This is a genomic window from Candidatus Villigracilis vicinus (assembly GCF_016702885.1).
Classification (GTDB): domain Bacteria; phylum Chloroflexota; class Anaerolineae; order Anaerolineales; family Villigracilaceae; genus Villigracilis; species Villigracilis vicinus.
The window spans coordinates 45,862-71,944 of sequence record NZ_JADJDD010000008.1 but is presented as its reverse complement, the minus strand read 5'-3'; the positions used below and the strand labels follow the sequence as shown (position 1 = coordinate 71,944).

Sequence of the window (26,083 nt, the reverse complement as noted above, 5' to 3'; positions counted from 1 at the left end):
ATGAGCGATAACGCCCCGCAGCAGCGGAGCTCTCATTCCCGACCCCAGGGTGACATGCTAAACATATTAAGAAAAAAGCCTGACAATTAATTGTCAGGCTTTTGAGAACGATGAAAGAAAACGAAGAATGCGCCCGGTCGGGACTTTTCAAATAAGTGGCGCAAGGGATTTTCTCGGAACATCGCCGCGATTATACCCGTAATTAGAAACCTGTCGATGGGTCGGCATCCAGTCCATTGGCTGTGGCAATCTCTTCGAACATGATCTCGATCTCGTCGAGGAAGTGATCCAGCCCTTCCACACGTTCGGCGAAGCCATCACCAAGCAATCCCAACTCTGCAGCAGCAGATTGCCAGAAATTGAGATGATCGCCGCTTAATACAGCGGCAGATAAGGTCCAGGTATGCAGAACAGGCCAGAGCGCGGAAAGAGGCGTTTCTCCATCCAGCAGGGCTTTATTGGCTTTCTCATAATAATTCAGGCGTGCGGGGTGAATCCGTACATCCACACCGGGAGTTTCGGCGGCGAGTTTGAAGGCATGCTTCCAATCGTTGAGCCAGCCTTTGACCTTCTCCGCATCAACGTTCGTTGCGCCAAGCAAGCCATAGACCGTAGCAACCGTGGTGGGTTTGTTTGCAGCCTCAGCTCGAGCAGGAAAATCGAGCAACAGGCGGCGCTCCCAAATGGGCGGACCGCTCAGCTCGGCGATGGCATTGACCGCATGAAAAAGCGCTTTCATGTATTTACGAACTTGTTTCGGACCCACTTTTTCATCATGCTCGGAGATGTCCATCCAGTTGCCGCGCCCATGATTGAGGAGTGTGCGGCAACGTTGTAACATCAGTGGCGGCTGTTCAAACTCGAAACCTGCGCGCAGACTGGCTTGTACGAAGTCGAAAAATTTTTCGCGTTCATACAAAAGAACGGGGTCATACATTTCAAAGCCAAGCCACGGGTCGGCTCGTAACTCGCGCGGTGACTTGAATTCATCTTTTGCACGGCGAGAAATATCAATATGAAAATCAGGTGTAAGTTTGATGAACTCGCGCGTTTTCATCGGCGGGGTCTTGTGGACGAAAACAATGTCAATGTCAGCAGTTCCGCCGAGCATGGGTTCACCACGCAGAGAACCGGTCAGATACGCTGCAACAATATCAGGGTCGTTATACGCCCGCTCTTGAACGGTCTCTTTGGCAATACGTAAAAGGGATTCTCTTGTAACGCGCATGTCACCTGCTTATTTCATTGGCAGAGCTGGTTGATACGGTGCCAGCCCCAGGGCTTCACGGATGCGATTTTCGATCAACTTGATATGCTCCGCGTTATGGATGATGTTCAGTTCATTGCTGTCAATTTTTAAAATGGGCGTGTGGTCAAGCGGCTTCGAAAAAAATTCTTCATACGCCACATTCAACTCGTCGATATAACTGCGTTCCATTTGGCGTTCATACGACCGATCGCGAAAAGCGATGCGCTGCATGAGCGTATCCGTAGTCGCTTGCAAATACACCAGCAGGTCGGGCTTGGGTATCTTTTCACCAAGCGCTTCATGAACCTTGCCATACATCTCAAGCTCATCGCCCTTGAGGTTGATGCCTGCAAACAACGCATCCTTCGCGAAGGTGTAATCGGCGATCAGGCTTTTGCCAGCAGCAAGAATGTTCGGCACATTGTTATTCTGTTGGCGGTAGCGGCTGAGCAAAAAGAAGATCTGGGTCTGAAAGGCGTAGCGGGCGCGGTCGCCGTAAAAATCGGAGAGGAAGGGATTCTCTTCGAATACTTCCAACAACACGTCTGCTTCAAAGGCTGGCTGCAAGAGGCGGGCGAGCGTGGTTTTGCCCACACCGATCACGCCCTCAATGGCAATATACATGAACAATTTCTCCCGAATGAGATAAACGAAGGATACCATAATTTAAGAATGAAGGCAGAATGCAGAAAGCAGAATGAAGATTGTATAATGGACGCATGACCAAGATCTGCATTACGCCATTCGTTCAAGGCACTGGGGGCATGGCGTCCTTCCGTTTGAAATTCGAGCAGGGATTACGCGCCCGCGGCATTGACGTGACTCACGATCTGGATGAAAAGTCTGACGCGGTGCTCGTCATCGCAGGCACGCGCTTCTTACTGGACCTGAACCGGGCACGGCGACGAGGCATTCGCGTCGTCCAAAGGTTGGACGGCGTCAACTGGGTGCAGCGCGTGAAATGGTCGGGGGTCAAATACAGCGTCCGTGCTGAGTATGGCAATGTAATGCTGGCAACCATCCGCAATCACTTTGCAGATAGGGTAATTTACCAGAGTCAGTTCATTCGCAAATGGTGGGAAGACTGGTACGGCGTTGCCAAAGCGCCAGCTTCGGTCATTATCAATGGCGTGGACCTAAATGCTTACACGCATAAAGGCGAGCATGAACGCCCCACAGACAAATATCGTATGCTTCTACTCGAAGGCAGCCTCGCCCGCGGATTAAACTCTGGGCTATTCCATGCTGTCAGCGTAGCCGAAAAAATGTCTGCGCAATATCCGATGGAAGTTGTTGTCGCAGGTGTAGTGGATGAAGCTACACAACAAAAGCTACAAAGCAAAGTTCCTGTTAAATTTCTTGGCACCGTCCCACGAGCGGATATTCCCAAACTCGCCCGCTCTTCTCATTTCATGTACTGCGCCGAGGTCAACCCGCCCTGCCCCAACTCGGTCATTGAAGCATTGGCTTGCGGATTACCCGTCATCGGCTTCGACAGCGGCTCGCTCAAAGAGTTGGTCACTGATGATGCAGGTTGTATCGTCCCATACGGTGCAAACCCGTGGAAGTTGGAAACGCCGGATATTGACGCGTTGGCATCGTCAGCGGGAGAGATGCTTGAGAAACAGAGTCAATTCCGGGCGGCGGCGCGGAGGCGGGCTGAATCCGCTTTCGGGTTGGATGGAATGGTGGATGAATATTTGAAGGTTTTGTTAGGGTAATTGGTAATTAGAGATTGGAGAGTTGAGCATGGATAACGAAGTTCATGAGTTTTTGTTGAAACATTTGCAAGGCATTATGACCAATGATATTGCGTCGTATCATGAAACCACTTCCGAAGACCTAACCTTGTATGAGTGGTGGGTCACGCCGCATCGGTTGGATGGGTTGCCCTTTCACGAATTCATGATGAACTCAAACGCAGAGCGCGGCGCAGTTTTTGGTGCGGAAGAAACGGGCAAAACAAGATTTGATCTTTCGAATTTATTGATTCAGCGCTATGGAGACACTGCAATCGCAAGTTATACATTGCTGATCAGTACGGCACTGGGAACAGGAGTGCAGGTTGCAGCGCACAATGAAAGCCGTGTGATGGTGAAACTGAACGGGGATTGGAAAGTGGTGCACGTACACAAGTCGCCAGCGTATTCCGCCTCTCATGTTGGGTAAGCAATTGAAGTTCAACGGCAAATTGGGTTTGCAGCAGCGCGTCCTGCCGGGTTATCGCGTGCCGTTCTTTGACCTGCTTGCACGGCAATGCGAAAACGGCATGAGTCTCTTTGCAGGTCAAGCCCGACCGGTGGAAATGATCGCTGGAGGCACGACCCAGATCGCCCGTCATGTTGAAGCGGAGAATTTGCATTTACTCGGTGGCCCGCTTTATTTCTGTTATCAACGAAATTTTATCCGTTGGCTCGAAGAGTGGCAGCCTGATGCGCTCATCATGGAAGCCAATCCGCGCTACCTCGCTTCTCCCTCCGCCGTGAATTGGATGCACAAACACAGGCGTAAAGTCATAGGCTGGGGCTTGGGTGCGCCTAAACAAAGTGGGCTCTGGAAACGTTTCATCCATCAATTCGACGGGATGATCGCCTACAGTCAACGCGGCGCGGAGGAATATGCCGCACTTGGTTTCCCGCGTGAGAAGATTTTTGTGGCGCATAATTCGGTGTCGGCAAAGCCAGAAAAACCTGACGATAGACCATTGACGATTGACCATGCGACCATTTTGTTCGTGGGACGTTTACAAGCTCGTAAGCGAATCGATTCATTATTACGCGCCTGTGCGGAGATGGAATCCAAACCGCGCTTGCTCATTGTCGGTGATGGACCGGAACGCGAAGCATTGGAAACGTTGGCAAAGGAAATTTATCCATCGGCTGAATTCATTGGGGCAAAACATGGCGCAGAGTTGAAACCGTACTTTCAACAAGCAGACTTGTTTGTACTCCCCGGCACAGGCGGACTCGCCGTGCAAGAAGCGATGAGTTACGGCTTGCCAGTTATCGTGGCAAAGGGAGATGGCACGCAAGATGATCTCGTCCGCGAGAAGAATGGATGGCAGATCGAGCCAGAAAATTATGAAGCTTTATCCTCTACAATGAAAAACGCGCTATCAGATATAGCGCGTCTGCGAGAGATGGGGAAAGAGTCGTATCGAATTGCTGCAGAAGAGATCAATATTGAGAAGATGGCGGAAACGTTTGTAAGGGCATTGAATTCAATGTCCACGTAGGGCGAGGAAACCTCGCCCTTTTTGTTTACCCATTAATTTGGGCGGGGAGACCCCGCCCCTACAAATTGAACCAACGTCTCGATAAACTGTTTCTGACCTGAAGCATAATGCGTCGCCAGCGTATTCAAACGAAAGATAAGGGTCTTGCCATCCTTGAGTTCAATGGCGATCATTTTCTGGTTGAGGAATCCGCTGGGTTTGATGGATTTAATATCGGTATAGAGAATTTCGCTCATGCCCTTATTTTCCATCTTTAGCGAAGCAATACCCATCTCTGTTGCGATGATGAACATCCGCCTGGGAGTAAGGGCGGCAAAATAGTATCCATCGCCGATCAGGCTCAAGCCACCCGAAAGGACAACGCCTTTTAAAGATTTGGTGTAAAGAAAGCCAGTGAGTTCGATCCCTTCCCCGGCGGAGAGATGAGGCGCAAGTTGAGCGTGGGCAAATTCGTCGTACTTGTGCATATTACTTCTCTGCTTTATCCAAGTCCTTGCCGATATCGCGCTGGAAATCCCAAGTGAGGTAATCGAGGTTTGCAGGCAGGGAAAGTTCCACCGTGTAAAGATATTGCAATTCCACCTTTACCTTGCGCGGACGGCATTCGAGCAAATGACCACCGCTGGTTTTATCTTCGGTCAGAAAGTGCAAATGCACACCTGGTACACTGAGCGCAGAGACGAATGACGGCGTATAAAAACCGACCATCTTGCCGCTCACATTGTGAAATTCAAAGGTGGGTTGTTCCTTTGCCACCTCCACCAGCGGACGATAGTTCTCCTGCTTTGGTACCGAACGAGTACGCACATAGGAAAAATCACCTGTGATGCGGAAGGCATAAAAAATATTCGGCGATGGCATCAACTCCATCATCCAATGCAGAAAATGCTCATAGTCCATTTCTTTTTCGAGCACTTCATCGCTGGCTGGTTGAAAGAAGGTCACACAGGCAAACGGCGTACACATATCGTCATCCAGAATCTGATTGACCTTGCCATCTGAACCCACACGATAGATCTCGCCATCCACCATCATCATCTCGCCATCGAGATCGTTGAAGGTCCCCAGTCCCATATCACCATGTTTGCGAATTTCATGGAAGGGGATGTTCTGCTCATAAATACCTTCGACCAGCGAATTGACCGGCGCGCACAAATAGATCTTGCTGTCTGCGCGCCTCTTTCTGGATCTGCGAATGGTTGTTCTTTCCATTTGACCTCTTCTTCTCTGTGAGTTGATGTATAGGTCACGTTTGTAACGTGACGAATTATCATACTGGAAGCATGCCCTGCAAGTTTATCCGTAACTTGGCGTATCGCCGAGAATTTCCCAGCCGCGCTCCTGGGCAACTTTTTTTAATTTCGCTTCCGGATAAACCGCTACGGGGTGGTCGGCTTTTTCGAGCATGGGCACATCAAGAAGGGTATCGCCATAAGCGACATCCACTCTGGCCACGCCGAGGCGGCTGAGCACCTGCTCGATCTTCTTTTCATTTGCCACCAACTCGCCGATCATGCGCAATTTTCCATTCACGATCTCGGTCGGCGTACCTATGGTCTCCGCGCCAATGCGTTGCGCGAATGGTTGAATGAACGGCTCGACCATACTGCTGGCGATATACACCTTTGCGCCTGCCTCACGGTGAGCAACCAAGCGCGCGATCACATCTTCACGGCGCTTTGCCCACAGGTCACGTTCCACCATCCATTCGGATACCTGCGCGACCTTTTCAGGTGTTGCATCCTTGATATAGCCAAGGCTATCCACCATCAATTTCTGCCCCCAAGCCTGCCAGTCGATCAGCCCGCGTTTTGCCAGGAGATACGAAGGCATGATGGTTGCCATACGCAGGTTTGCTTCGAACTTACTCTGATTATGTTTGACCCAATCCACCATGCCTAAAAAGGGCGAGCCGGTGGTCAGGGTTCCCATCATATCGGATACTACGATCATGTGTTCTCCTATGAAGTAGAGTGGTCTCTACCGAAATTCAATCTTTAGATCATCTTCCAAACTCTGACAATCTGAGCCTTCACAATATTTCAGGGCTTCCAATTTTGTATGTAAATCAGAAAGCGTTTCGGCACTTAACCTGCCTGCCAGGTTTTCCAACTGATACGGATCCGCCTGCAAGTCATAGAACTCGACCTCGCCATTGTCATATTCTACATAGACGTAATCTTCGCCGCGGATCCCACGAAAGGCGCCGCCTGCCACACCCACGAGCAGGTTATCGGTTTCCGGGTCTTTGAGGGTCTGCGCATCTGACAAAGCGGAAATGTTATAAGTACTGGAAAACGCCTTATCAACTTCATATCCAAATTCAACCAACAAGCCGTTGCGCCAGGACACATTCTCGCCCTGCAAACATGGCAGGAAGGAACGTCCGTCCACAAACTCTGGCGCCCGGATATTGGTGATCTCGGCGATCGTGGGAGCCAGGTCAATATTGGCAGTCATCTGGGAAATTTGGGTACCCGGCTCTATGCCTGGTCCACGCACCATAAGCGGCACACGGATATCTTCTTCATAGGGTGTCCCCTTCCCTGAAGGGATGCTGTGCTCGCCAAGGTGAAAGCCGTTGTCAGACACGAAGAAAATATACGTATTCTCCAACTGCCCATTCTGTTCCAGCGTTTGAACAACATCCTCCACCAACTCATCTGCCGCCTGCAAAGCATTGACTCGCGCTCTGAAATAGATATTTGCATCATCCACATCAAATTCATCACCGGTATTCGTCAATGAACGGATCAGTTCGGGTTTATCGCTCAGGTCCGCTTCTTCGAAGGAAGGTTTTTGCGGATAGGTCAGGTCGGCATTTAATCCTTCGTGGCGCGGCGCAGAGGTCGCCGGTCCGTGAGGCGCGTACACTGAAACGAAAAGGAAAAAGGGAGAGTCGGCTTTAACGCTGTCATTGATAAAGGTCAGCGATTTATCACGGATCACATCTGTGCTGTAATCCTCCGGTGCATCGCCGTGTTTAACCAACGTGCCATTCTCGTTCATGGTGTAGTTGTAATACAGGTCGCCCTCGTAATCGGTGCCAAGAAAGGCTGCCCAATCCGTCCAACCGGGCGGGACATAATTCTGACCCGCATTGACCGGGTAGTTATTGAGATACTTTCCATACAATGCAGTACGGTATCCGGCATCGTGCAGCCAAACGTTTAATGTAGCTTCCTCTTCGCTCAACTTAAAAAAACGCGCGAAGCCGGGAGAATTCTCAAGAATATCCGTATTATGCGCGTATTGTCCGCGCAGCATTGAGGCTCGCGACGGGCAGCATAAGGGTGTGGTGATGAAGTAATTACTGAAGGTTGCGCCTTGTTCACCGATCAATTGATTGGTCTTCGGCATGTAGGGTATCAATGAATTGTCCATGTCATCCGTCAGAATGATGATGACATTGGGCGAGTCTTTGAATAAACGCGTGCTTGTCGCTGTATAAGTCGCGCCAGCAACCAGGACAAGCACAATGATCGCAAGGATGATTTTCTTTTGCATATTTCTCCAAAACAACGATGGTTGATCGTCAGCAGTATATCACTGCGCCGTATTGCCCCCATCCACCAGCAAAAGATGACCCGTCACGAACGAGGCCTCATCTGAAGCTAAGAACACAACCGCATTGGCGATCTCTTCCGGCTTGCCAAAACGCCCCATCGGAATATACGAACTTGATTCTTTGATCGCTTCTTCCAACTTCACCGGGGTTGAGTTCTCAAAATAGCCCTTCTCCATCCAACGATCCACAAAGGTATCGCCAGGGCAAACCGCATTCACACGAATACCATCTTGCGCATGGTCAAGCGCCATCGCCTTGGTCATCATCCCTACAGCACCTTTACTCATAATATATGGGAAAGCATTCTTACCCGCCACCACCGACCAATCCGACCCATTATTTACAATTGCCCCATTCCCCTGCTTCTTCATCTGCGGCAGCACCAACTGGCACATCTTCCACACCGCGGTCACATTGATATTCAATGTATCCTGCCAGGTTTCATCACTTGTTGTTTCGGCGGTCCCTTTGGTAACAATGCCCGCATTATTGAACAAAATATCAATACGCCCAAATTCCTTAAGAGCGGTATCCACGACTCTCCGGCTATCCTCCACCTTTGAGTGATCTGCCTCAACAAACACGCATCTCACTCCCTTTGATCTGCATTCTGCCTCGACAGCTTTCCCCAAGCTGACACGTCGCCCCGTGACGACCAAGTCCGCGCCTTCTTCGGCGAAACGCAATGCCGTGGCTTTCCCAATCCCAGATGTGCCGCCGGTGATGATGGCGGTTTTGTTTTGCAATCTCATAGTTTGCTCCTGAATATTGTGACGATAGACCATGAACAATAGACGATGGAAAAAACCTATTCATGATCAATGGTCTATCGTCCGTCGTCCGAAGTATAATCCCCCATTATGGACAGCAAGACACTCAACGTACTCGAATATCCCAAGATCCTCGAAAAGCTCGCAGGTTTCTGCGATTTTTCCGCTTCGATGGATCTGGCGCGCCAACTCGAACCGACCGACTCCTACGAACTTGCCATTGCAAGAATTGCAGAAACGACCGAAGCGCGCAAACTGCTCGCCGTGCAGGATGTGAGCATTGGCGCGGCGCATGATATCCGCCAATCGGCGGACCTCGCCGCTCGCAGCGGTGTGCTCGACGCCCACGCCCTGCTGGATGTGAAATCCACGCTGATCGCCTGCCGCGAATTGAAGAAAACCTTTGAAAAGAAAGAAAACGAGTTTCCGCGCCTGTGTCTGATCGCAGAAGGATTGCCCGAAACACATGGCATCGTAGACGCCATCTCGCGCATCCTCTCCGAACGTGGTGAAGTATTGGATTCCGCATCGGTCAAACTGGCAGACATCCGCCGCAATTTGAGAGTCGCCCATGACCGTTTGATGAGCCGCCTGCAGAAGTACGTCACCGATACGCGCACCTCATCCATGCTGCAAGAAGCCATCATCACCCAGCGTGACGGACGTTACGTGATCCCCCTGCGTGCGGAATTCAAAGGACGCATCAAAGCTGTCATCCACGACCAATCTTCCAGCGGCGCAACTCTCTTCATTGAACCCCTGCCCATTGTGGAAGCGAACAACGAGATCCGTGAGTTGCAACTTGCCGAACGTGACGAAGAATGGCGCATCCTTGCCGAAGTCTCATCGGTGGTGGGAGCGCATGCCAGCGAATTGAAATACGGCGTGGAAAATCTCGCCGTGCTTGACCTTGCATTTGCAAAGGCAAAGTACGGGGAGGAGTTACGAGCGAGTGAACCGGAATTGCGAAATGCAGAAAGCAAAATGCAGAATGCAGAAAAGCAATCATCGATCAAGTTGCTCCAAGCCCGCCACCCCCTACTCGACCCGGATATGGTGGTTCCAGTCGACGTCGACCCGCGAGAAGGAACGCGCGCCATTGTCATTACCGGTCCGAACACCGGCGGCAAGACGGTTTCACTTAAAACAGTCGGTTTGCTCGTGCTTATGGCGCAAAGCGGACTTCACATCCCGGCCCAAAGCGGCTCGGAGTTGCCGTTCTTCAAATCGGTGTATGCCGATATCGGCGATGAGCAATCCATCGAGCAGTCGCTTTCGACCTTCAGCGGACACATCACCAACATCATCCGCATTCTCAAGCAGATCGATAACCGCTCGCTGGTCATCTTCGATGAGCTTGGTTCAGGGACTGACCCACAAGAAGGCGCTGCCATTGCGCGAGCGATCCTCACCCACTTGCTCGAGGTCGGGGTGATGACTCTGGTTGCAACCCATTATCCTGAATTAAAAACCTTTGCCCATTCCACAGAAGGTGTAGTCAATGCCTCGCTGGAATTTGACATCAAAACGCTTCGCCCGACCTACAAGTTGACCATTGGCCTGCCGGGCAGGTCAAACGCTTTAGCCATTGCCCAAAAACTTGGACTGTCGCAATCCATCATTGAATCTGCACGGGCAGAGATCAATCCCCTGGATCTGCGTGCCGATAAACTTCTGGACGATATCCGCAAGGAACGCAACCGCACATCGCGTGAGCGTGAGAAATTGGAAAAGCAACGCGCCAAGCTCGAAGCGCAGAATCTTGAGCTTGAGAAGCGCCTCGAAAAGATAGAAGATGAACGCCGCGAAACCATTGCCAAAGCCCGCGCTGAAGGGGAATTGGAAGTGGCGCTGCTCAAACGCAATCTCGACTCGTTGAAGTCTCAATTGAAGAAAGCCAGCCAACCCTTGACCGCCATCCGTGCGATTGAAGAGAGGATGGAGAAGCTCGAAGAGAAGGCGGAAGCGCCTGTCGAACGACGGCAGACGGCAGACGGCATTCGGCAGTCAGCGGTCAGCGGTCAATTACGTTTGGGCGAGAAAGTCACTGTCAGCAGCTTGAATGCCGAGGGTGTGGTGACCGCTTTAGGTGAGTCGGATGCGGAGGTTCAGATCGGGACGATCCGTGTGCGGGCGAAGATGTCGGATCTTATCAGACGACAGACGGCGGACGATAGACCACAGAAAGAAAAGCCCAAGCAACAGCCATCGTCCACGGTCAATCGTCCATCGTCCGTATCTCCCGGCATGGAAGTGGACTTGCGCGGGTTGATGGCTGAAGATGCACTCGATAAGATGGAACGATATCTGGAGCAGGCGTATCTTTCGGGCTTGCCGTGGGTGCGCATCATTCACGGGAAAGGGACCGGGAAACTACGTCAAGCCGTACGCGAGACCTTGAAGGGGCATACCTATGTAAAGTCATTTGAAGAAGGGGCTTCCAACGAAGGCGGCGAAGGGGTAACGGTGGCGAAGTTGAACGCAGCGTAGGGGTTTAATGTCTTGTTCTTAGTACTTTTAGGTAGTAGGCTTAACGCAATCGTAATCTGACCGGGTTATGATTGCGTTTATAATTTTTATAGAGGAGACGTTTATGTCCATTGACGATGCCATCAAAAAAATGTCCGACCTTGTAACTTCCGCCTGTGCCAGTGCGGAGATCAAAGCCACGAAGATGTCTGATGAAGAAGCGCGCCTGACGGTGCTTGCGCCCGCGGGCGATATGCAGAAGATCAAAGATGCGACCTTTCAGCCTGCGATTGATATGTTGAATTCAGATGGGATGGATGTGCAGGTCTTTGTGTATGACAAAGATGCACCGCCTTTAAAAGGATGAATGCGGAAGGATGAATGACGAAAAAGTGTTTCCGTTAAGTAAGCGGGAAAAGGATGTAGTTGGTTTGTTGTTACAAGGGAAGAGCAACAAGCAGATCGCCTTAGCGCTTGGGCTTTCAGAGCGGACGATTGAATTTCATCTCAATAACATTTATACGAAGATGCAGGTTGGTTCAAGGGTGGAGTTGATCCTTTTGCTGGGGAAAACCGCCAACCCGGTGGAATCCACAGTTGTGTTGGATGGGGAAATTCTTGATAATGGCAATCAGCCCGTCTCGCCGAGAGGGGCAAAACTTTGGAGAGATACGTTCTCTCTCATCAGAAAAGAGGTTGCCATGACCATCCGTATTTCATTTGAAGAATTGGAAAATTATCTGCGAAGCCGCCCTGCCCTGCTGGGCGTGTTGATATTTTCCGCCGCCAGCCTGACCACCCGTTTTATGTTGACAGAGCTTGGTTTGTATCACTGGGCAACATACGCCTTGCTGGGAATCATCTTAGCCGCAGGCAGCATCACGCTTGGAATGCTCTGGAAAGCATTGAATGAAAAGTTCAATCCGCTCATGCTGCTAGCGTTGACTGTTCTCTTGCCATTGACGGCGGCTGTGTTCGACCAAATCTACTTAAATACAATACTGAGAAATGGTGGACAGATCGCCACTTCTATTGCAAATATTTCCACGCAAGCGGCATGGTTAGTCAGCCCGGAAGGTTATAACTATCTGCACACAGAACGGCATGCCACATCAGATGCATTATGGTGGCTGACAAACCTTTCTGCCGCGTTGCTCTTCTTGCTCACTTCAATATCAAGCAAACGGCTCAACAGGCAAGACATTTCCCCCACATAGATCACTAAACAAAAAAGACCCTCGCCATGAGAGTCTTTTTGTTTCATTGCCCGATTGCCATGCGCCAAACGAGGTTCAGCGCTTCCAAGCCGGTCTCACGGTGAATGACTTTGGCTTCGTCAGTGAGGTAGATATCCCCTTGCAGTGGACGGTCTTTGCGAGTGTACAGCCCGCGGTTGGGCAGGTCAGACACTGCCGCCCAGAAGTTCCACAAAGGCAGGTTGTATTCATCCGAGAGCATCGCCATATCACGGTTGATGCGATTATCTTTTTCGCGGTTGTCGGCTTTGGTGGCAAGGATGGGAACGACACCACTCGCCAGCAGCTGGTCAATAATGCGGCGCAAGTATTCGGTGTTGCGTGACTCGAAGTGTGAACCAATTTGAATAATGACAAAAGACGGGCGATGAATGCGCAGTTCACAGTCCACAGGTGTTTCGCCGAATTGACAGCCATACTCGCCGCGATGCCACTGATCCCATAACAAGGCGCCGGGGGTGGTGCCATCTTGTGAGGTGGGGCTTTCACGGTTGAAGGAGCCGGTGAAGTTCGCAACGGTCTCTTGCAATTCAGGCGAGAGACTGGCGACGAGTGCTGCGTCCGTTTCATAGACGCCGAAAAATTCATCGGGGCGAGATTGACAATCACCGAAGATGGAGAAGGCATGCGGATCATTGCCCAATGTCAGCCCGAGTTGATAGATGTCTTGAAGCATCGTCCCCGGCTCCGGCTGGACCGGGAGACTCATCCACGCATTGTCTTCATCCGCCGCTGTGGCCTGTGTCGCCTCACCCACCAGCGTGGACGTGGGTTGCGCCGCTGTCGCTTCTTTTGTGCTCGCAGGCTGGTTCGGGGGTTGAGATACTTTTCCCCGGTGTAGGGACGCTGCGAGTAGGCGTTTCCGTTGTGGGCTGAGTCGGAAGCGGAGTGACTTGGGGTGAACAGGCAGTGAGGAGAACCAATAAAAGAAGAAAAAGTTTTTTCATTTCAAAAGCAATTCGGTGGCAACCTTCATATTACACGATGCGGTTTGTAAAATCCTGACGGGTCGCCCCTACGCGTTCCAGACCTCAGCAAACTTCAAGATACGCGGGCGGATGTGAAACGCCCCGGGGTCGGCTTGTGGACGTTTGGACTTGATCAACTCCATCGCATCCACTGGCTGCATGCCTTGCGCAATGAGGATGCAGGCGCCCATGACCACTCCACGGTGCGCTCCGTAAGCGCAATGTGTAAAGACTTTGCCGCCGTTCTGAATGGTTTCGAGAGCAGCTTTTGTTCCGCGTATGAGCGGCTTGATGGGAATGGGAATCAGCGGTGTATCAAAGGTCGGGAGCCAGAGCCGCTCCATGGGAGTCGGATGCGCGTCGCGGTGTGGCATGCGTTCCACGCGCATGTTGATGACCAGGCGGATGCCGAGTTCGCGCAGGGTGTTGTAATCTTTTGAGGCAGGTGTGGTACCAATGAACAGGTCGGGGGTGATGGGAGAGAAGTTCATGGAAAAATGGTATCACAGATGCAAGGCTACAAAATCAAAAAGGACTTGTCCATTTGCCAAGTCCTTTTTGATTGAATAGTCTAACAAAGCTCCATATTTATATTTATCCGTGCGGTCCTCAATATCCGTTAAGGGGTGGCTCGTCTTACGGCAGGCATAACGGGCTTGAAAAATTGGAAGTAGGCAAAGCCGATCGCAAGCAAGGCGCAGATACCGACCAGCAAGAAACCCATCGGGTTCAGCACACCTGTGAAGGTGCCATTGAGCGCGATCACGAACCCCAATCCGTTCGCGGATAAATAAGCATAGTTCAACGCACTGCGGACCTTGCCTTCCTTAACGTCATTGGCAAGCAAAGAGACAAGCCCGCCTGCAACAAGTTCCACACCGGTCAACTGCACCAGCAAGCGGGTATCGGCGGAATCAGAGATGCCAAAGATATCAAGCATGGTAGGCGTGACAAGCAGCAGCCCAAGCGCCAGGATCAGAGCGACCGCAGCGTTGAGCAGGTAAAGGTAGCGGACGTTCAGGATATTCGCGATATTCAGGTTATTATTCATTTTTTACTCCTCTAAATGAGATGCGTTCATTCTAGACCGCCCCCCTTGAAGGTTCAATGGTACGGCTGTCCCGAAAAGCAAGCGGAGAGTTTGCATTTTTATTATGTAATGAGGAAAAGAAACCCGCCGCCTGCGACGGTCCGCCTTATTATTACAAGGTGGCGTGTGATGAGGCTGAGAGATTTTTGGAGAAACTCTAGCCCCCTCCCGTCCTCCCCCAAATACGACAATTTATATTTTAAATGAATCCAGAAAGCGCTTCACTGTCGGATTTGGGGGAGGTGCCCGTAGGGCGGAGGGGGTCAGCGATCCTGTACAATGAACAGAAAAATACTTGAGAGGTAATTTATTTATGTCCACATCTGACGAATCGAAGCCTGTCCCTGTGCCAGAGTCCACACCGCGTATTCTCCTGTCAGCCTGGCTCAATGTCACACGCATCCTGGCATTCGGGTCCATTTTGCCGTGGGGAGGTTTGGCGTTTTGTTCATTACTTTCTTATCCCTCAGACGAATGGAGTTTTTCAAGGGTACTCTTCCTCGGAACCTTTTACTCCTATCCGCTCATCATCATAGGCATCGTCTGGTTCGCCCGCTTTGCCTACAAAAAAGGCTGGGATTGGGTCGCATGGATCACATCTGCGCTCTCGATCGTGCCGCTCTTTTGGTTTGTGCTGGATTTAATCGTCAACGGGATATAAGGAATTCGGGAAGTTGTAAACGTTAGACCTTCAAACAGTCACCTATTCTGGAATGGCAAGGCGCAGAGGATGTAGAGAAAAATCTCTACGACTCTGCGCCTTTGCCGTTAATTCCCAACCTGTCAACTTGATAACCTGCCAACCTGAAAACCAAAAATTTATGCTAGACTCACCCCAACACTGATTACGGTTCGCTGAAAACTGATTACTGGAACCTATGGAAACTTTATCCTCCGCCCTCGACCCGCAATCCCCCGAATTCAAAGCCAACACAGAACACAACCGTGCCCTCGCGCAAGAATTAAAGAAACACCTTGCGGATGTCCGCGAAGGCGGCGGCGAGAAGTATCGCAAACGCCATGAAGAGCAGGGCAAGTTATTCGTGCGTGAACGCATCGAACGTCTGCTCGACCCCGGCGCGCCCTTCCTTGAACTCTCCGCGCTGGCAGCGATTAATCTTTATAACAACGAAGCGCCGAGTGCGGGCATCGTCACCGGCATTGGGCGCATCTCGAATCGCGAAGTGCTCATCATCGCCAACGACGCCACAGTCAAAGGCGGCTCGTACTTCCCGATGACGGTCAAGAAGCATTTGCGTGCGCAGCAGATCGCCGAAGAAAATCATTTGCCCTGCCTCTACCTCGTAGATTCTGGCGGGGCAAATTTGCCTTTTCAAGATGAAGTCTTCCCCGATGTCAATCACTTCGGGCGCATTTTTTACAATCAGGCACGCATGTCTGCAAAGCGCATTCCGCAGATCGCGGCGGTGATGGGTTCCTGCACGGCGGGCGGCGCGTACGTCCCTGCCATGAGCGATGAAGCCATCATCGTCAAAGGTGCGGGGACAATTTTCCTCGGCGGACCTCCGTTGGTCAAAGCCGCCACGGGGGAAGATGTCACTGCTGAAGAATTGGGCGGGGCGGATGTCCACACGCGCAAATCGGGCGTCGCCGATCACTTCGCAGAGGATGATGACCACGCGATTGAAATTTTACGTTCGATCGTCGAGACCTTACCGCGCGGACACGTGCATTCGCATCTTTCCGCGCTGGATGTTGCTCCACCCGAGGAGCCTTTGTACCACGCTGACGAGTTGTACGGTGTCCTGCCGCGCACCTTCAAAGAATCCTTCGACGTCCGCGAGATCATCGCCCGCATCGTAGATGGAAGCAAATTCCGCGAATTCAAAGCCCGTTACGGTACGACTCTCATCTGCGGCTTCGCCCGCATCCATGGTTACCCCGTCGGCATCATCGCCAATAACGGAGTCTTGTTCAGCGAGTCCGCGCTCAAAGGGACGCACTTCATTGAACTGTGCGACCAGCGCGGCATTCCGCTCATCTTTTTGCAAAACATCACCGGCTTCATGGTCGGCAAAGAATACGAAACCGGCGGCATCGCCAAAGACGGCGCGAAGATGGTCCATGCCGTTGCCACGACCCGCGTCCCCAAGTTAACTCTCGTCATCGGCGGCTCGTTCGGCGCGGGCAACTACGCCATGGCAGGTCGCGCCTACGGCTCCAACTTCCTATGGATGTGGCCCAATGCAAGAATCAGTGTCATGGGTGGTGAACAAGCTGCGAACGTGATGCTCACCATCAAACAAGATCAACTCGTCAGAGAGGGCAAACCAGCCCTAAACGCGGAAGAGGCGGAAGAGTTCAAACGTCCGCTGTTGGAAAAGTACGAACGCGAGGGCAGTCCCTACCATTCCTCTGCTCGCATTTGGGATGATGGTGTTATTGACCCCGCAGATACTCGTCAAGTTTTAGGGTTGGCGTTATCCGTTGTGTTGAATGCCCCGAAAGAAGAAGGCGGCTTCGGCGTCTTCAGAATGTAATCCCGAAGGGATGGCAGGATTATAGAGAATGGGCATGGCATTTCCAAATCCCGAAGGGATGACATAGCTCTGACACCCCTTCGGGGTTAAAAATAAATAATCTGAAATTCTACAATCATTTCACTCCTTCGGAGTTGCATAAATCAACAAAAGGATCGTAACTATGACATTCGAAAAATCGAACGAAAGCCCGCATCACTTTTTTGCCCAACTTGCCGGGAACTGGCGCGGAACGAGTAAACTGTGGCTCGAACCAGATACCCTGGCAGGCGAAACTCCCATTGTTGGAACCATTCAACTTATCCTTGAAGGACGCTTTGCGCTCTTCCTTTACCAATCATCCATCGAAGGTGAAGCCCAACACGGCATGTTCACCTTTGGGTACAACACCCTGCTTGACCGTTACGAAACCAGTTGGGTCGACTCCTTTTCACAACAACACCGGCATCATGTTCTGCACAGGCAGCGAGATCGAGAACGGCTTCTCGGTCCTCGGCTCTTACCCTGACCCCAACGGCGGACCGGACTGGGGCTGGCGTACCGAAGTAGAACTGCGCGAGGATAAGCTCATCATCACTGCCTATAACATCATGCCTGAAGGCGAAGAAGCCAAAGCCACCGAATCCATACTGACAAAGGTCAACACATGAAAATCCTCATCATTGGCGGCACTCGCTTCGTTGGACGTCATCTCGTCACCTCTGCCCGCGCCCGTGGACACGAGATCACCCTCTTCAACCGCGGTAAGACCAACCCCGATCTTTTTCGAAGGGTGAAAAATATTCGGGGAGATAGAGAAACGGACCTGGATCAGGTAGCGGGTCAGTGGGATGCGGTTATCGATACATGCGGCTATCTACCGCGCATCGTCCGCAAATCTGCCGAAGCGTTAAAAGATAAAGTTGGGCGTTATATTTTTATATCCAGCGTATCGGTGTACTCCAACTTCAGCAAGGTCGGCATCAACGAAAGCGACTCTGTCGCCATGTTGACGCATGAAGATACCGAAGAGATCACCGGTGAAACCTATGGGGCGCTGAAAGCACTTTGTGAGAAAGCCGTGCAGGATGTATATGGTCCGCGTTCTCTCATCATCCGCCCCGGTTTGATTGTCGGTCCGCATGACCCGACCGACCGTTTCACCTACTGGCCCCTGCGCATTGCCAAAGGCGGCGATGTCCTTGCACCTGACCGACCGGATGCCATGACACAGTTCATCGACGCGCGCGACCTTGCCGACTTCATCATCAAACTCATCGATCAGAATGTTTCAGGCACTTTCAATGCCATCGGCAATCCAGTAACCCTTAACACGGTCTTTGAAACCTGCAAACGCATCAGCAAAAGTAATGCAAACTTTAAATGGGCACCCGTTGAATTTCTGGAAAAAAATACTGTAGCCCCATGGAGTGATATGCCCGCATGGGTTCCAGAAACCGGTGAGAACGCCGGAGTTTCACATGTGGATATCTCCAAAGCAATCCATGCTGGGCTGACATTTACCTCCCTCACCGATACGGTCAAAGCCATTTACGATTGGGAGTTCGAAAGACCAGAAGGGCACGAGCTCAAAGCAGGCTTAAAGCCCGAACGTGAAAAAGAACTCTTAACTCTGCTCAACCATGCTCACTAAAATCCTTATCGCCAATCGCGGCGAGATCGCCATTCGCATTATGCGCGCCTGCCGCGAGCTGGGCATCAAAACGATCGCCGTCTATTCCGAAGCGGATCACAACGCACAACACGTTCAATTCGCCGATGAAGCCGTCTTGCTTGGCGGTGCAGCGCCCAAAGAATCCTATTTGAATGTGGAAGCCTTGCTGCGAGCCGCACGCGACTCTCAAGCCGATGCCATCCACCCGGGCTATGGCTTCCTCTCAGAGAACGCCTCTTTCGCCGCCGCAGTGGAATCAGCGAACCTGACCTTTATCGGTCCCTCAGCCGATTCGATCCGCGCGATGGGCGACAAAGCTGAATCAAAGATATTGATGAAGAAAGCAGGCGTGCCCACTGTCCCTGGCTACGAAGGCTTGGAAACGTACGAAGAATTCCTAAAAGCCGCGAATGAAATCGGCTACCCCGTCCTAGTCAAAGCCGCAGCGGGTGGAGGCGGCAAAGGCATGCGTGTGGTCAATGCCGAAAGCGAGTTGAAAGAAGCCATCGAGCTCGCCAGAAGCGAAGCTCGCAACGCATTCGGAGATGAACGCCTGCTGATCGAAAAATATCTCGCCGAAGCACATCACATCGAAATTCAAGTCTTCGGCGACAAACACGGCAATCTTGTCCATCTCTTCGAGCGCGAATGCTCCGTGCAGAGACGTCACCAAAAGATCATCGAAGAATCCCCCTCTCCCCTACTTACACCTGAACTTCGCGCAAAAATGGGCGAAGCCGCAGTTAATGCCGCAAAGACTGTTGGCTACTACAACGCTGGTACTGTCGAATTCATCTTCGACCCGAAGACCCAGCAATATTATTTCCTCGAAATGAACACCCGCTTGCAAGTGGAGCATCCCGTCACCGAACTCGTCACCGGGCTCGATCTCGTCCACTGGCAGATCCGCATCGCGGCGGGACAAAAATTCCCCTTCAGCCAAAGCGACCTGCACCAACATGGTCACGCCATTGAGTGCCGCGTCTATGCTGAAGACCCAACGACTGGATTTTTGCCCAGCACCGGCAAACTACTGCAATTCATCCAACCGCAAGGACCCGGCATCCGCGTGGACTCTGGCTTTGCCGCTGGCGATGAAGTCACCCACTTTTATGATCCGCTGTTGGCAAAGCTCATCGTCCATGCTGGCAATCGCGAAGATGCTATCCAACGCATGCAGAACGCGCTCAACGATTTCATCGTCCACGGCGTGGTGACGAATATGGACTACATGCATGCTGTTTTGGAGACAGATGATTTCAAACAAGGCAAAGTCACCACTCGTTGGGTCGAGACAAAATTCGGCGAGTGGTCCATCCCTCAACCTGAACTTAATGCTCTCATCGCCGCCGCCCTTGCAGATGTGGTTTTTATTGGTGGCAAAGCACAACCTGCCGTTTCAAATGAGACCGATCCATTCAACCCGTGGAAGCAGACGGGGAATTACCGGAATTAATGTCATTGCGAGGAGCCATCCTTAGCAGAGTGAGGCGATAGCCGAACGCAGTCGAAGGACGAGCGACGAAGCAATCTTATGGCATGTGGGGATTGCTTCGCCGCAAAACAAGAGCGCGGCTCGCAATGACGAAATGAGATGCTATGAAAACAACCTTCGACACGCAAAGCATTGAACTCAATCCATCCGGCAATCAGTACATCGCCACTGTAAACGGCAAGACCGTTACCGTGCAGGTTATCCGCGCATCGAACGGGCGCATGGATTTGCTCGTGGATGGTCAACGAGTCACGGCGCATGTCTCGTCGGATATGGCGAAGCGCTGGGTCACTATCAACGGGCAGACGCTGATGCTCACGAAAACGTCGGGCGCCAAACAAGGCGTCAGGCACGATCATGCCGGGGGACTCATTGCTCCAATGCCGGGACAGATTCGAAGCGTGGCTGTCAGCGTGGGCGATGCCGTGAAGAAAGGTCAAACCCTGCTCACGATGGAAGCCATGAAGATGGAAATCCGTATTCAGGCGTTGAAGGATGGAGTAGTCAAATCCGTTTCGGTAGTGCAGGGGCAGACGGTGGAACGCGAACAGATTTTGGTGGAAGTGGAATAGTGAGAGCCTCCGAATGGAGGCTCTTTTTTCGGCTAAAATTCAGTGACAAGGAGTCACAATGACCGGAAAATATTTCGACGAACTCGAAGTGGGTATGACCTTCAAACACGGCGGGCGGACGGTGACCGAGATGGATAATGTGCTCTTCTCCGCGCTGACGATGAACACCCAGCCGCTGCACGTCAATGAAGATTTTGCAGCCAAGACCGAGTTTGGTCAGCGGCTGGTGAATGGAGTTTTCACCTTCGGTTTGGTCGTCGGTTTGACCGTGGCAGATTTGACCGAAGGAACCATCGTTGCAAATTTGGGCTACGACAAGTTGAATCATCCAAGTCCCGTTTTTCATGGCGATACCATTTATGCTGAAAGCGAGATTATTGAGAAACGCGAATCGAAATCACGACCGAATGCCGGGCTTGTAAAAATTAAATGTATTGGCAGAAAGCCGGATGGAACGATCGTGGTTGAGTTTGAACGGACAGCGATGTTCCTCAAAAAGGAAAGATGAAAGGCACTTGCACCGCACACAAGTGCGGGTGAGAAAGAAAACGATTCCTCACTTCTTTCCTCTTTTTTCTTTCTTCACGAATCACCAATCTCTATTTACCAATTACGAGGTCTTAAATGCACTCACGACGCGCACTACTCTACATGCCCGGTGACAATTGGAAGATGATCACCAAGTCTGTGACCTTGGGCGTGGATTCCATTTGCATGGACATGGAAGACGGCACCGCCGTCAACAAAAAAGGCGAAGCCCGCACCACCATTGCCAAGGCACTGCAAGAACTAGACTTCGGCACGAGCGAAAAACTGGCGCGCATCAACTCGGTCGGTTCGGGCTGGGAGAAAGACGATATTGAAGCCGTCCTCCCCCATCATCCAGATGGCATCGTGATTCCGAAGGTCGAGTCATTCGAGCAGGTGGAATGGGCGAGCCGTATCATCGAAGATGCTGAGTTGAAGCACGGCTGGAAACTAAACTCGATTCGAATTTTGATCGGGGTGGAAACCGCGAAAGGGATATTGAATCTCAAAGAGATCGCGGCGCATCCGCGTTTGGATGCGATCATCTTCGGCGGCGAAGATTTCGCGGCGTCGATTGGTGCGACACGGACACAAGATGCCATTGAGTTATTGTATGCGCGGCAGGCGGTCATTGTCGCTTGCGCGGCGTATGATTTGCAAGCCCTTGATATCGTCACCATCGATTACAAAAACTTGGAAGCGCTCAAAGTCGAATCAGAGTTTGGGGCAAGACTCGGCTTCAGCGGGAAACAGGTCATTCACCCGAATCAGGTTCCGGTGGTGCAAGAGGCGTTCACTCCATCCGCTGAAGCGATCGCATACGCAAGACGAATCGTCGAGACCTTTGAAGCCAGTCAAAAAGAAGGCAAAGGCGCCTATGCGCTGGATGGCAAGATGATCGACATGCCGTTGTTGAAGAACGCACAAAAAGTGCTGGCACGCGCGAACGCCGCAGGGAAGTAAAGCAAAACTCCGAGGTCTTAAAGACCTCGGAGTTTTTTTACCCAAGCTTTTCCATAAAGACATTATCGTCATAATGATTGTAGATCGCGTTCTGATAGAACAAGACCACCTCCAGCGGAATCGGACGGAAGAAGTGGCAATCTGTGCCAACATTCAATCCATTACGTTTGACCATCTGCAATTGGTGGACGTGCCCAAAAAGATAGAACTCCCCGCCCAATGCCTCGTCTGGTTCGTGGACAAGCTGCAAGCGCTGACCTTCCACCTCGATCACCGTATTAGGTTCGATGATTTCACAAGTCTGCGCAAGGACTTCCAGCATTTCTGGCGTATCATAATTTCCCGGCAGAAGAATGATTTTCCCGTTGAGTCTGCTGACATACTCCAGACATTCCAGCGCCCCAAAATCACCGAGGTGATAGACAGTATCTCCCGGCTTGACAGCTGAATTCCAATTGGCGATCAATGCCGCATCCATCGAAGCCACATCCGCAAAGGGACGGCGGGAGAATTCCAGCGTGCGTTGATGACCAAAATGCGTATCGGCAGTAAAAAATGTGCTCATGACTTGGCTTTAGTACTCTTCTTTGGCGTTGTTTGGGCAGAGACTTCCTTGACGCGGAACTGAACGATCTTCGTGATCAAGGCGTACGGGATCGGTTTATCCAATGGAAACTTGACCGAGCCTTTCGCTCCTTCATACACAGCCAATTCTTTCTTGAACTTTTCAATACCAGATGGCGTGGGGTAAAAGCCGATGTGTTCCTTGAATGCTGAAAAATGCACGAGATTCTTGCCATTGAGTTTGAAGGTGGGAATCCCGTAACTCATCGCCTCCTCTGCCCTCGGTGCGGACTTGTGAATGACCGCCCGGATCTTTTGCAAAATGACTTGCACAGTAGCGGGGTACCTGGCAATAAATTCTTCCATTGGGCTTGCAGACATGGTTGATCTCCTTTTCCAAAGCATCGACACCCCCATTGTAAACGACAAGACTTCGGCATACGAAAAAAAATCCCTCTTTAAGATCAAGAGGGATTTGGGGTAAAAAAATTTAAAGTATGGTTCTATAAAATCGCAAGCGGTTTGGCGTCCGTCGGGTCAATGGCAACACCTTCACAGTCTGCCACCGCAACGATCTGGTATTTGATCGGCGAGAAGACAGAGTTGGAGCTGGAGAGGTTTGTCCCGCCCGAGATCGAGAGCGTGCCGCCAAAAAGTTCCACAGACACTTTCCCGCCGCTAACCATAGCAATGCTGAAGGGCAGAGTACGTGTCTCGTTTTCCTTCAGCTCGAAACCATCCAATTTAACAAATGCAAGGTCTTTCTTCATCTCGCGCTGTTGACCGTTGAATTCACTGGTTGATAATTCCACCACCGCAACACGTACAGACAAAACTTTCTGGTCGCTTTTGGCTGTGATGGTCACCTTTCCCGAGACTTCCTCCGTGTTCCTGTTGATCTGAGAAGGAACTTCCACCAATTCGACCTTTGCGGTGCCGATCCCCAAACCTTTCTTTAACTTGCTGAAAAGACCCATTGCATTTCTCCTTTGGAATATATGTACGAACGTTTCAACAACGGCGCATCATATATCACCAAATGGAAAGAAGCAAGAAAAAACCTGTTTGCAATTTGCAAACAAAAACCGCACTACTTGTGCGGCTTTTTACAAACGATCTACACGATCCCCTATTTTCCATACCTCTTCCTTATCTCCGGCAGGAAGTATTCTTCGAAGAAACGGTCCACGTCATAATCGGGCTTCCAATTCCAATCATTGCGAGCGCGTGAATCATCCACATCTTCGGGCCACGAATCAACGATGCCCTGGCGGCGCGGGTTAGGCTCATAGGTCACCATTGCATTCGGGAAAGCTTTCAACGCTCGTTTGCGGAAATCTTCGGCAGTGATGGCAAAAGCAGCCACGTTATATACATTCGTCGTCAGGCTCTCACGCGGAGCATCCAGCATCATCATCAACGACTTGATCGCATCCGGCATCGCCATGAACGAGATCTTGGTATCGGGGCGCACAAAACAGGAATACGCCTTCCCCTGCGCCGCTGCATGCAGCATCTCGGGACCATAGTCACTCGTCCCGCCGCTGGGAAGGGTAAAGGCGCTGATCAAGCCCGGGAAACGGATCGCTCGAAAGTCCAGCATGACCGGGGGCTTTTCATCCAAATGTTTTTGTCCGTGAAACTTGCTGTAATACATCCCCAGCTTTTCGCAATATAACTTATTGCAGCCGTACATGGTGTGCGGAAAATCCCAATCCTCTTCCACTACTGTTCCTGCGCCGCGCTTGGCTTCGAGGGTTGGCATTCCATACGCCGCAATGGAGCTTGGGAATAGGAACTTGACCGACTTGCCGTACTTCTCAGAACGATACGCCGCCAGCATCAACAGTTGCATCGTCCCTTCCACGTTAATGCGATGCGCCTCCTCCGTGGCGATCTCTGCTTTTGATGAAAGCGAAGCCGCCAAATGAAAGATCACATCAAAATCATAATCATAAAAAACTTTTACTTTATATACAAGATCGCCTTGCACATGTTCTGCCACTAAACTCTTGATCGATTCTGGCAAAGGCGCAATATCCGATGTTACAACACGGTAGCCGCCCTTCTTTGCCAATTCCTGCACCAGCGCCTGACCGATCTCGCCGCATGCACCTGTTATCAGCACTTGCTTCACAGTCATCTTCATCTCCTGATATGCTAGAATCATGCTATGTGTCACTCTGAGGGAGCGATAGCGACCGAAGAGTCTCTGGTAATTGACGTAGAGATCCTCACCGCACTGCATCCGCAGAGCGGTGCATGTGTCGCTACCGCTCAGGATGACATCAATGTAATTTTACGACATATTGAAATAAATCTTTGTCATAAAAACCCGATGACTTTCCAACGATTTTTAATTTCAGGTTTCCTCGCCGTATTCCTCACATCCTGCTCCGCTATGGATGCATTGCTCGCCACGTCCACACCCATGCCGGCGACGGAAACCCCGCCTCCCACTGCGACCATTCTCTGGTTCCCGCCATCTGCTACATCCACGCCCCAACTTTTATCCACCAAGGCTCCCACCCCAGAGATGCGCCCCGGTCTCGGCACAGACCTGCTCACCGATGATTTCTCCGATCGGTTCAACTGGGATACCGCCACGTCAAATGAAGCCAGTGCTGAAATCAACGATAACCGCCTGACGCTCGCCGTGCAGAGTCAGGTCTATATGACCAGCCTGCGCCGCGATACCCTGCTCAGCGACTATTACGCCGAGATCACCGCCCAGCCCAGCCTGTGCCGCGGTGAAGACAGCTACGGCATCCTTATCCGCGCTAATGGCGGTTCCTATTACCGCTTCGCCCTCGCCTGCGACGGAACTGTGCGCGCAGAACGGGTGAACAACAGCGTTCGTCTTGTTTTACAGCAACCGCTCCCCAGCGGAGATGTGCCCCCCGGCGCACCGGGCAATGTGCGCATTGGGGTTTGGGTGGTCGGCGGAGAAATGCGTCTCTTTCTAAACGGAAGGTTTCAGTTCAATATCTACGACCCTTCCTTCCCCATTGGTTCCATTGGAGTCTTCGTTCGTTCGGCTGGGGAGACCGCCGCGGTAGTTTCATTCTCCGATCTGGTCATCCAGGAAGTGAATTACACCCCGCCAGCCGTAACCGCTACGCCGTAAAACATTTACGTTTGACGATTTTTGATTTACGATTGGCAAGATGTGGGGGATACAACGAACAAGCCTTACCCCAC

Annotated in this window: 31 protein-coding genes; 16 read left to right on the top strand and 15 right to left on the bottom strand. The window is 51.4% G+C overall.

The window, feature by feature from the left end; genetic code table 11:
* Positions 1-202 precede the first annotated feature (202 nt).
* Both IPG80_RS08640 and IPG80_RS08635 read right to left on the bottom strand, forming a co-directional pair.
* Positions 203-1,228, bottom strand: coding sequence for a hypothetical protein (locus IPG80_RS08640; RefSeq protein ID WP_345105255.1), 1,026 nt, complete (start codon positions 1,226-1,228; stop codon positions 203-205).
* A 9-nt stretch (positions 1,229-1,237) separates the two neighbouring features.
* Positions 1,238-1,873, bottom strand: a complete 636-nt coding sequence (locus tag IPG80_RS08635; RefSeq protein WP_345105252.1) for a deoxynucleoside kinase — start codon at positions 1,871-1,873, stop codon at positions 1,238-1,240.
* 95 nt (positions 1,874-1,968) lie between these two features.
* Here IPG80_RS08635 and IPG80_RS08630 point away from each other — a divergent pair, with 95 nt between their 5' ends.
* The 3 genes from IPG80_RS08630 to IPG80_RS08620 are packed head-to-tail and all read left to right on the top strand — an operon-like array spanning position 1,969 to position 4,484.
* The gene (locus tag IPG80_RS08630) at positions 1,969-2,970 is read left to right on the top strand and encodes a glycosyltransferase family 4 protein (RefSeq protein ID WP_345105249.1); all 1,002 of its coding nucleotides are present in this window, start codon (positions 1,969-1,971) and stop codon (positions 2,968-2,970) included.
* 22 nt (positions 2,971-2,992) lie between these two features.
* Positions 2,993-3,418 carry a nuclear transport factor 2 family protein gene (locus tag IPG80_RS08625; RefSeq protein WP_345105245.1) on the top strand — a complete coding sequence of 142 codons (426 nt, stop codon included), beginning with the start codon at positions 2,993-2,995 and terminating at the stop codon, positions 3,416-3,418.
* Positions 3,408-4,484: a glycosyltransferase family 4 protein gene (locus IPG80_RS08620; protein ID WP_345105243.1), complete on the top strand. Its 1,077-nt coding sequence runs from the start codon at positions 3,408-3,410 to the stop codon at positions 4,482-4,484. Before IPG80_RS08625 ends, IPG80_RS08620 begins: the two co-directional genes overlap by 11 nt.
* 32 nt (positions 4,485-4,516) lie before the next feature.
* Here the strand turns inward: IPG80_RS08620 and IPG80_RS08615 are convergent, their stop codons facing one another.
* The 5 genes from IPG80_RS08615 to IPG80_RS08595 form a co-directional block, all read right to left on the bottom strand.
* A complete protein-coding gene (locus tag IPG80_RS08615) occupies positions 4,517-4,951 on the bottom strand; it encodes a hypothetical protein (RefSeq protein WP_345105240.1) in 435 nt (144 codons plus the stop codon).
* Between the two features lies 1 nt (position 4,952).
* Positions 4,953-5,696: an acetolactate decarboxylase gene (gene budA, locus IPG80_RS08610; RefSeq protein WP_345105238.1), complete on the bottom strand. Its 744-nt coding sequence runs from the start codon at positions 5,694-5,696 to the stop codon at positions 4,953-4,955.
* Between the two features lie 84 nt (positions 5,697-5,780).
* Complete coding sequence (locus IPG80_RS08605) at positions 5,781-6,437, bottom strand: HAD-IB family phosphatase (RefSeq protein WP_345105235.1); 657 nt, start codon at positions 6,435-6,437, stop codon at positions 5,781-5,783.
* A gap of 27 nt (positions 6,438-6,464) precedes the next feature.
* Positions 6,465-7,991, bottom strand: a complete 1,527-nt coding sequence (locus IPG80_RS08600; RefSeq protein WP_345105232.1) for a sulfatase — start codon at positions 7,989-7,991, stop codon at positions 6,465-6,467.
* Positions 7,992-8,030: 39 nt separating this feature from the next.
* The gene (locus tag IPG80_RS08595) at positions 8,031-8,804 is read right to left on the bottom strand and encodes an SDR family oxidoreductase (protein ID WP_345105229.1); all 774 of its coding nucleotides are present in this window, start codon (positions 8,802-8,804) and stop codon (positions 8,031-8,033) included.
* Between the two features lie 108 nt (positions 8,805-8,912).
* Here IPG80_RS08595 and IPG80_RS08590 point away from each other — a divergent pair, with 108 nt between their 5' ends.
* From IPG80_RS08590 to IPG80_RS08580, 3 genes are all read left to right on the top strand, one after another.
* Positions 8,913-11,312, top strand: coding sequence for an endonuclease MutS2 (locus tag IPG80_RS08590; protein ID WP_345105227.1), 2,400 nt, complete (start codon positions 8,913-8,915; stop codon positions 11,310-11,312).
* A gap of 103 nt (positions 11,313-11,415) precedes the next feature.
* Positions 11,416-11,658 (top strand): hypothetical protein, encoded by a 243-nt coding sequence (locus tag IPG80_RS08585; protein ID WP_345105225.1) that lies wholly within the window; start codon positions 11,416-11,418, stop codon positions 11,656-11,658.
* A gap of 10 nt (positions 11,659-11,668) precedes the next feature.
* A complete protein-coding gene (locus IPG80_RS08580) occupies positions 11,669-12,508 on the top strand; it encodes a helix-turn-helix transcriptional regulator (protein WP_345105222.1) in 840 nt (279 codons plus the stop codon).
* 43 nt (positions 12,509-12,551) lie between these two features.
* Here IPG80_RS08580 and IPG80_RS08575 read toward each other — a convergent pair whose 3' ends face one another.
* The 4 genes from IPG80_RS08575 to IPG80_RS08560 form a co-directional block, all read right to left on the bottom strand.
* On the bottom strand, positions 12,552-13,256 hold the full coding sequence (locus IPG80_RS08575; RefSeq protein WP_345105217.1) for a hypothetical protein: 705 nt from the start codon (positions 13,254-13,256) through the stop codon (positions 12,552-12,554).
* A gap of 40 nt (positions 13,257-13,296) precedes the next feature.
* On the bottom strand, positions 13,297-13,494 hold the full coding sequence (locus tag IPG80_RS08570) for a hypothetical protein (protein WP_345105216.1): 198 nt from the start codon (positions 13,492-13,494) through the stop codon (positions 13,297-13,299).
* Between the two features lie 68 nt (positions 13,495-13,562).
* Positions 13,563-14,006 carry a dual specificity protein phosphatase gene (locus tag IPG80_RS08565; RefSeq protein WP_345105214.1) on the bottom strand — a complete coding sequence of 148 codons (444 nt, stop codon included), beginning with the start codon at positions 14,004-14,006 and terminating at the stop codon, positions 13,563-13,565.
* A gap of 128 nt (positions 14,007-14,134) precedes the next feature.
* Positions 14,135-14,566: a hypothetical protein gene (locus IPG80_RS08560; RefSeq protein WP_345105211.1), complete on the bottom strand. Its 432-nt coding sequence runs from the start codon at positions 14,564-14,566 to the stop codon at positions 14,135-14,137.
* 352 nt (positions 14,567-14,918) lie between these two features.
* On the opposite strand from IPG80_RS08560, the gene IPG80_RS08555 reads away from it, so the two are divergent.
* The 9 genes from IPG80_RS08555 (at position 14,919) to IPG80_RS08515 (ending at position 22,318) form a co-directional block, all read left to right on the top strand.
* Positions 14,919-15,266 (top strand): hypothetical protein, encoded by a 348-nt coding sequence (locus IPG80_RS08555; protein WP_345105209.1) that lies wholly within the window; start codon positions 14,919-14,921, stop codon positions 15,264-15,266.
* A gap of 217 nt (positions 15,267-15,483) precedes the next feature.
* Complete coding sequence (locus IPG80_RS08550) at positions 15,484-17,106, top strand: carboxyl transferase domain-containing protein (RefSeq protein WP_345105207.1); 1,623 nt, start codon at positions 15,484-15,486, stop codon at positions 17,104-17,106.
* A 163-nt stretch (positions 17,107-17,269) separates the two neighbouring features.
* The gene (locus tag IPG80_RS08545; protein ID WP_345105204.1) at positions 17,270-17,614 is read left to right on the top strand and encodes a DUF1579 family protein; all 345 of its coding nucleotides are present in this window, start codon (positions 17,270-17,272) and stop codon (positions 17,612-17,614) included.
* Complete coding sequence (locus IPG80_RS08540; protein ID WP_345105201.1) at positions 17,556-17,756, top strand: DUF1579 family protein; 201 nt, start codon at positions 17,556-17,558, stop codon at positions 17,754-17,756. Before IPG80_RS08545 ends, IPG80_RS08540 begins: the two co-directional genes overlap by 59 nt.
* Entirely contained in the window at positions 17,753-18,739 is a 987-nt protein-coding gene (locus IPG80_RS08535) for an SDR family oxidoreductase (protein ID WP_345105198.1), read from the top strand. The genes IPG80_RS08540 and IPG80_RS08535 overlap by 4 nt, the downstream gene beginning before the upstream one ends.
* Positions 18,729-20,216 carry an acetyl-CoA carboxylase biotin carboxylase subunit gene (accC, locus tag IPG80_RS08530; RefSeq protein ID WP_345105195.1) on the top strand — a complete coding sequence of 496 codons (1,488 nt, stop codon included), beginning with the start codon at positions 18,729-18,731 and terminating at the stop codon, positions 20,214-20,216. Before IPG80_RS08535 ends, accC begins: the two co-directional genes overlap by 11 nt.
* Positions 20,217-20,359: 143 nt before the next feature.
* Complete coding sequence (locus IPG80_RS08525; protein WP_345105192.1) at positions 20,360-20,827, top strand: biotin/lipoyl-containing protein; 468 nt, start codon at positions 20,360-20,362, stop codon at positions 20,825-20,827.
* A 58-nt stretch (positions 20,828-20,885) separates the two neighbouring features.
* On the top strand, positions 20,886-21,335 hold the full coding sequence (locus tag IPG80_RS08520; RefSeq protein WP_345105189.1) for a MaoC family dehydratase: 450 nt from the start codon (positions 20,886-20,888) through the stop codon (positions 21,333-21,335).
* A 116-nt stretch (positions 21,336-21,451) separates the two neighbouring features.
* Entirely contained in the window at positions 21,452-22,318 is an 867-nt protein-coding gene (locus IPG80_RS08515; RefSeq protein ID WP_345105186.1) for a CoA ester lyase, read from the top strand.
* 37 nt (positions 22,319-22,355) lie between these two features.
* On the opposite strand, the gene IPG80_RS08510 is transcribed toward IPG80_RS08515, so the two are convergent.
* The 4 genes from IPG80_RS08510 to IPG80_RS08495 form a co-directional block, all read right to left on the bottom strand.
* Positions 22,356-22,883: a metallophosphoesterase family protein gene (locus IPG80_RS08510; RefSeq protein ID WP_345105183.1), complete on the bottom strand. Its 528-nt coding sequence runs from the start codon at positions 22,881-22,883 to the stop codon at positions 22,356-22,358.
* The gene (locus IPG80_RS08505; RefSeq protein ID WP_345105180.1) at positions 22,880-23,263 is read right to left on the bottom strand and encodes a DUF1801 domain-containing protein; all 384 of its coding nucleotides are present in this window, start codon (positions 23,261-23,263) and stop codon (positions 22,880-22,882) included. Before IPG80_RS08505 ends, IPG80_RS08510 begins: the two co-directional genes overlap by 4 nt.
* Positions 23,264-23,385: 122 nt before the next feature.
* Complete coding sequence (locus IPG80_RS08500) at positions 23,386-23,859, bottom strand: sporulation protein (RefSeq protein ID WP_345105177.1); 474 nt, start codon at positions 23,857-23,859, stop codon at positions 23,386-23,388.
* Between the two features lie 152 nt (positions 23,860-24,011).
* Positions 24,012-25,025 (bottom strand): NAD-dependent epimerase/dehydratase family protein, encoded by a 1,014-nt coding sequence (locus IPG80_RS08495; protein WP_345105175.1) that lies wholly within the window; start codon positions 25,023-25,025, stop codon positions 24,012-24,014.
* Positions 25,026-25,055: 30 nt separating this feature from the next.
* On the opposite strand from IPG80_RS08495, the gene IPG80_RS08490 reads away from it, so the two are divergent.
* The gene (locus IPG80_RS08490) at positions 25,056-26,009 is read left to right on the top strand and encodes a hypothetical protein (RefSeq protein WP_345105172.1); all 954 of its coding nucleotides are present in this window, start codon (positions 25,056-25,058) and stop codon (positions 26,007-26,009) included.
* Positions 26,010-26,083: the final 74 nt, after the last annotated feature.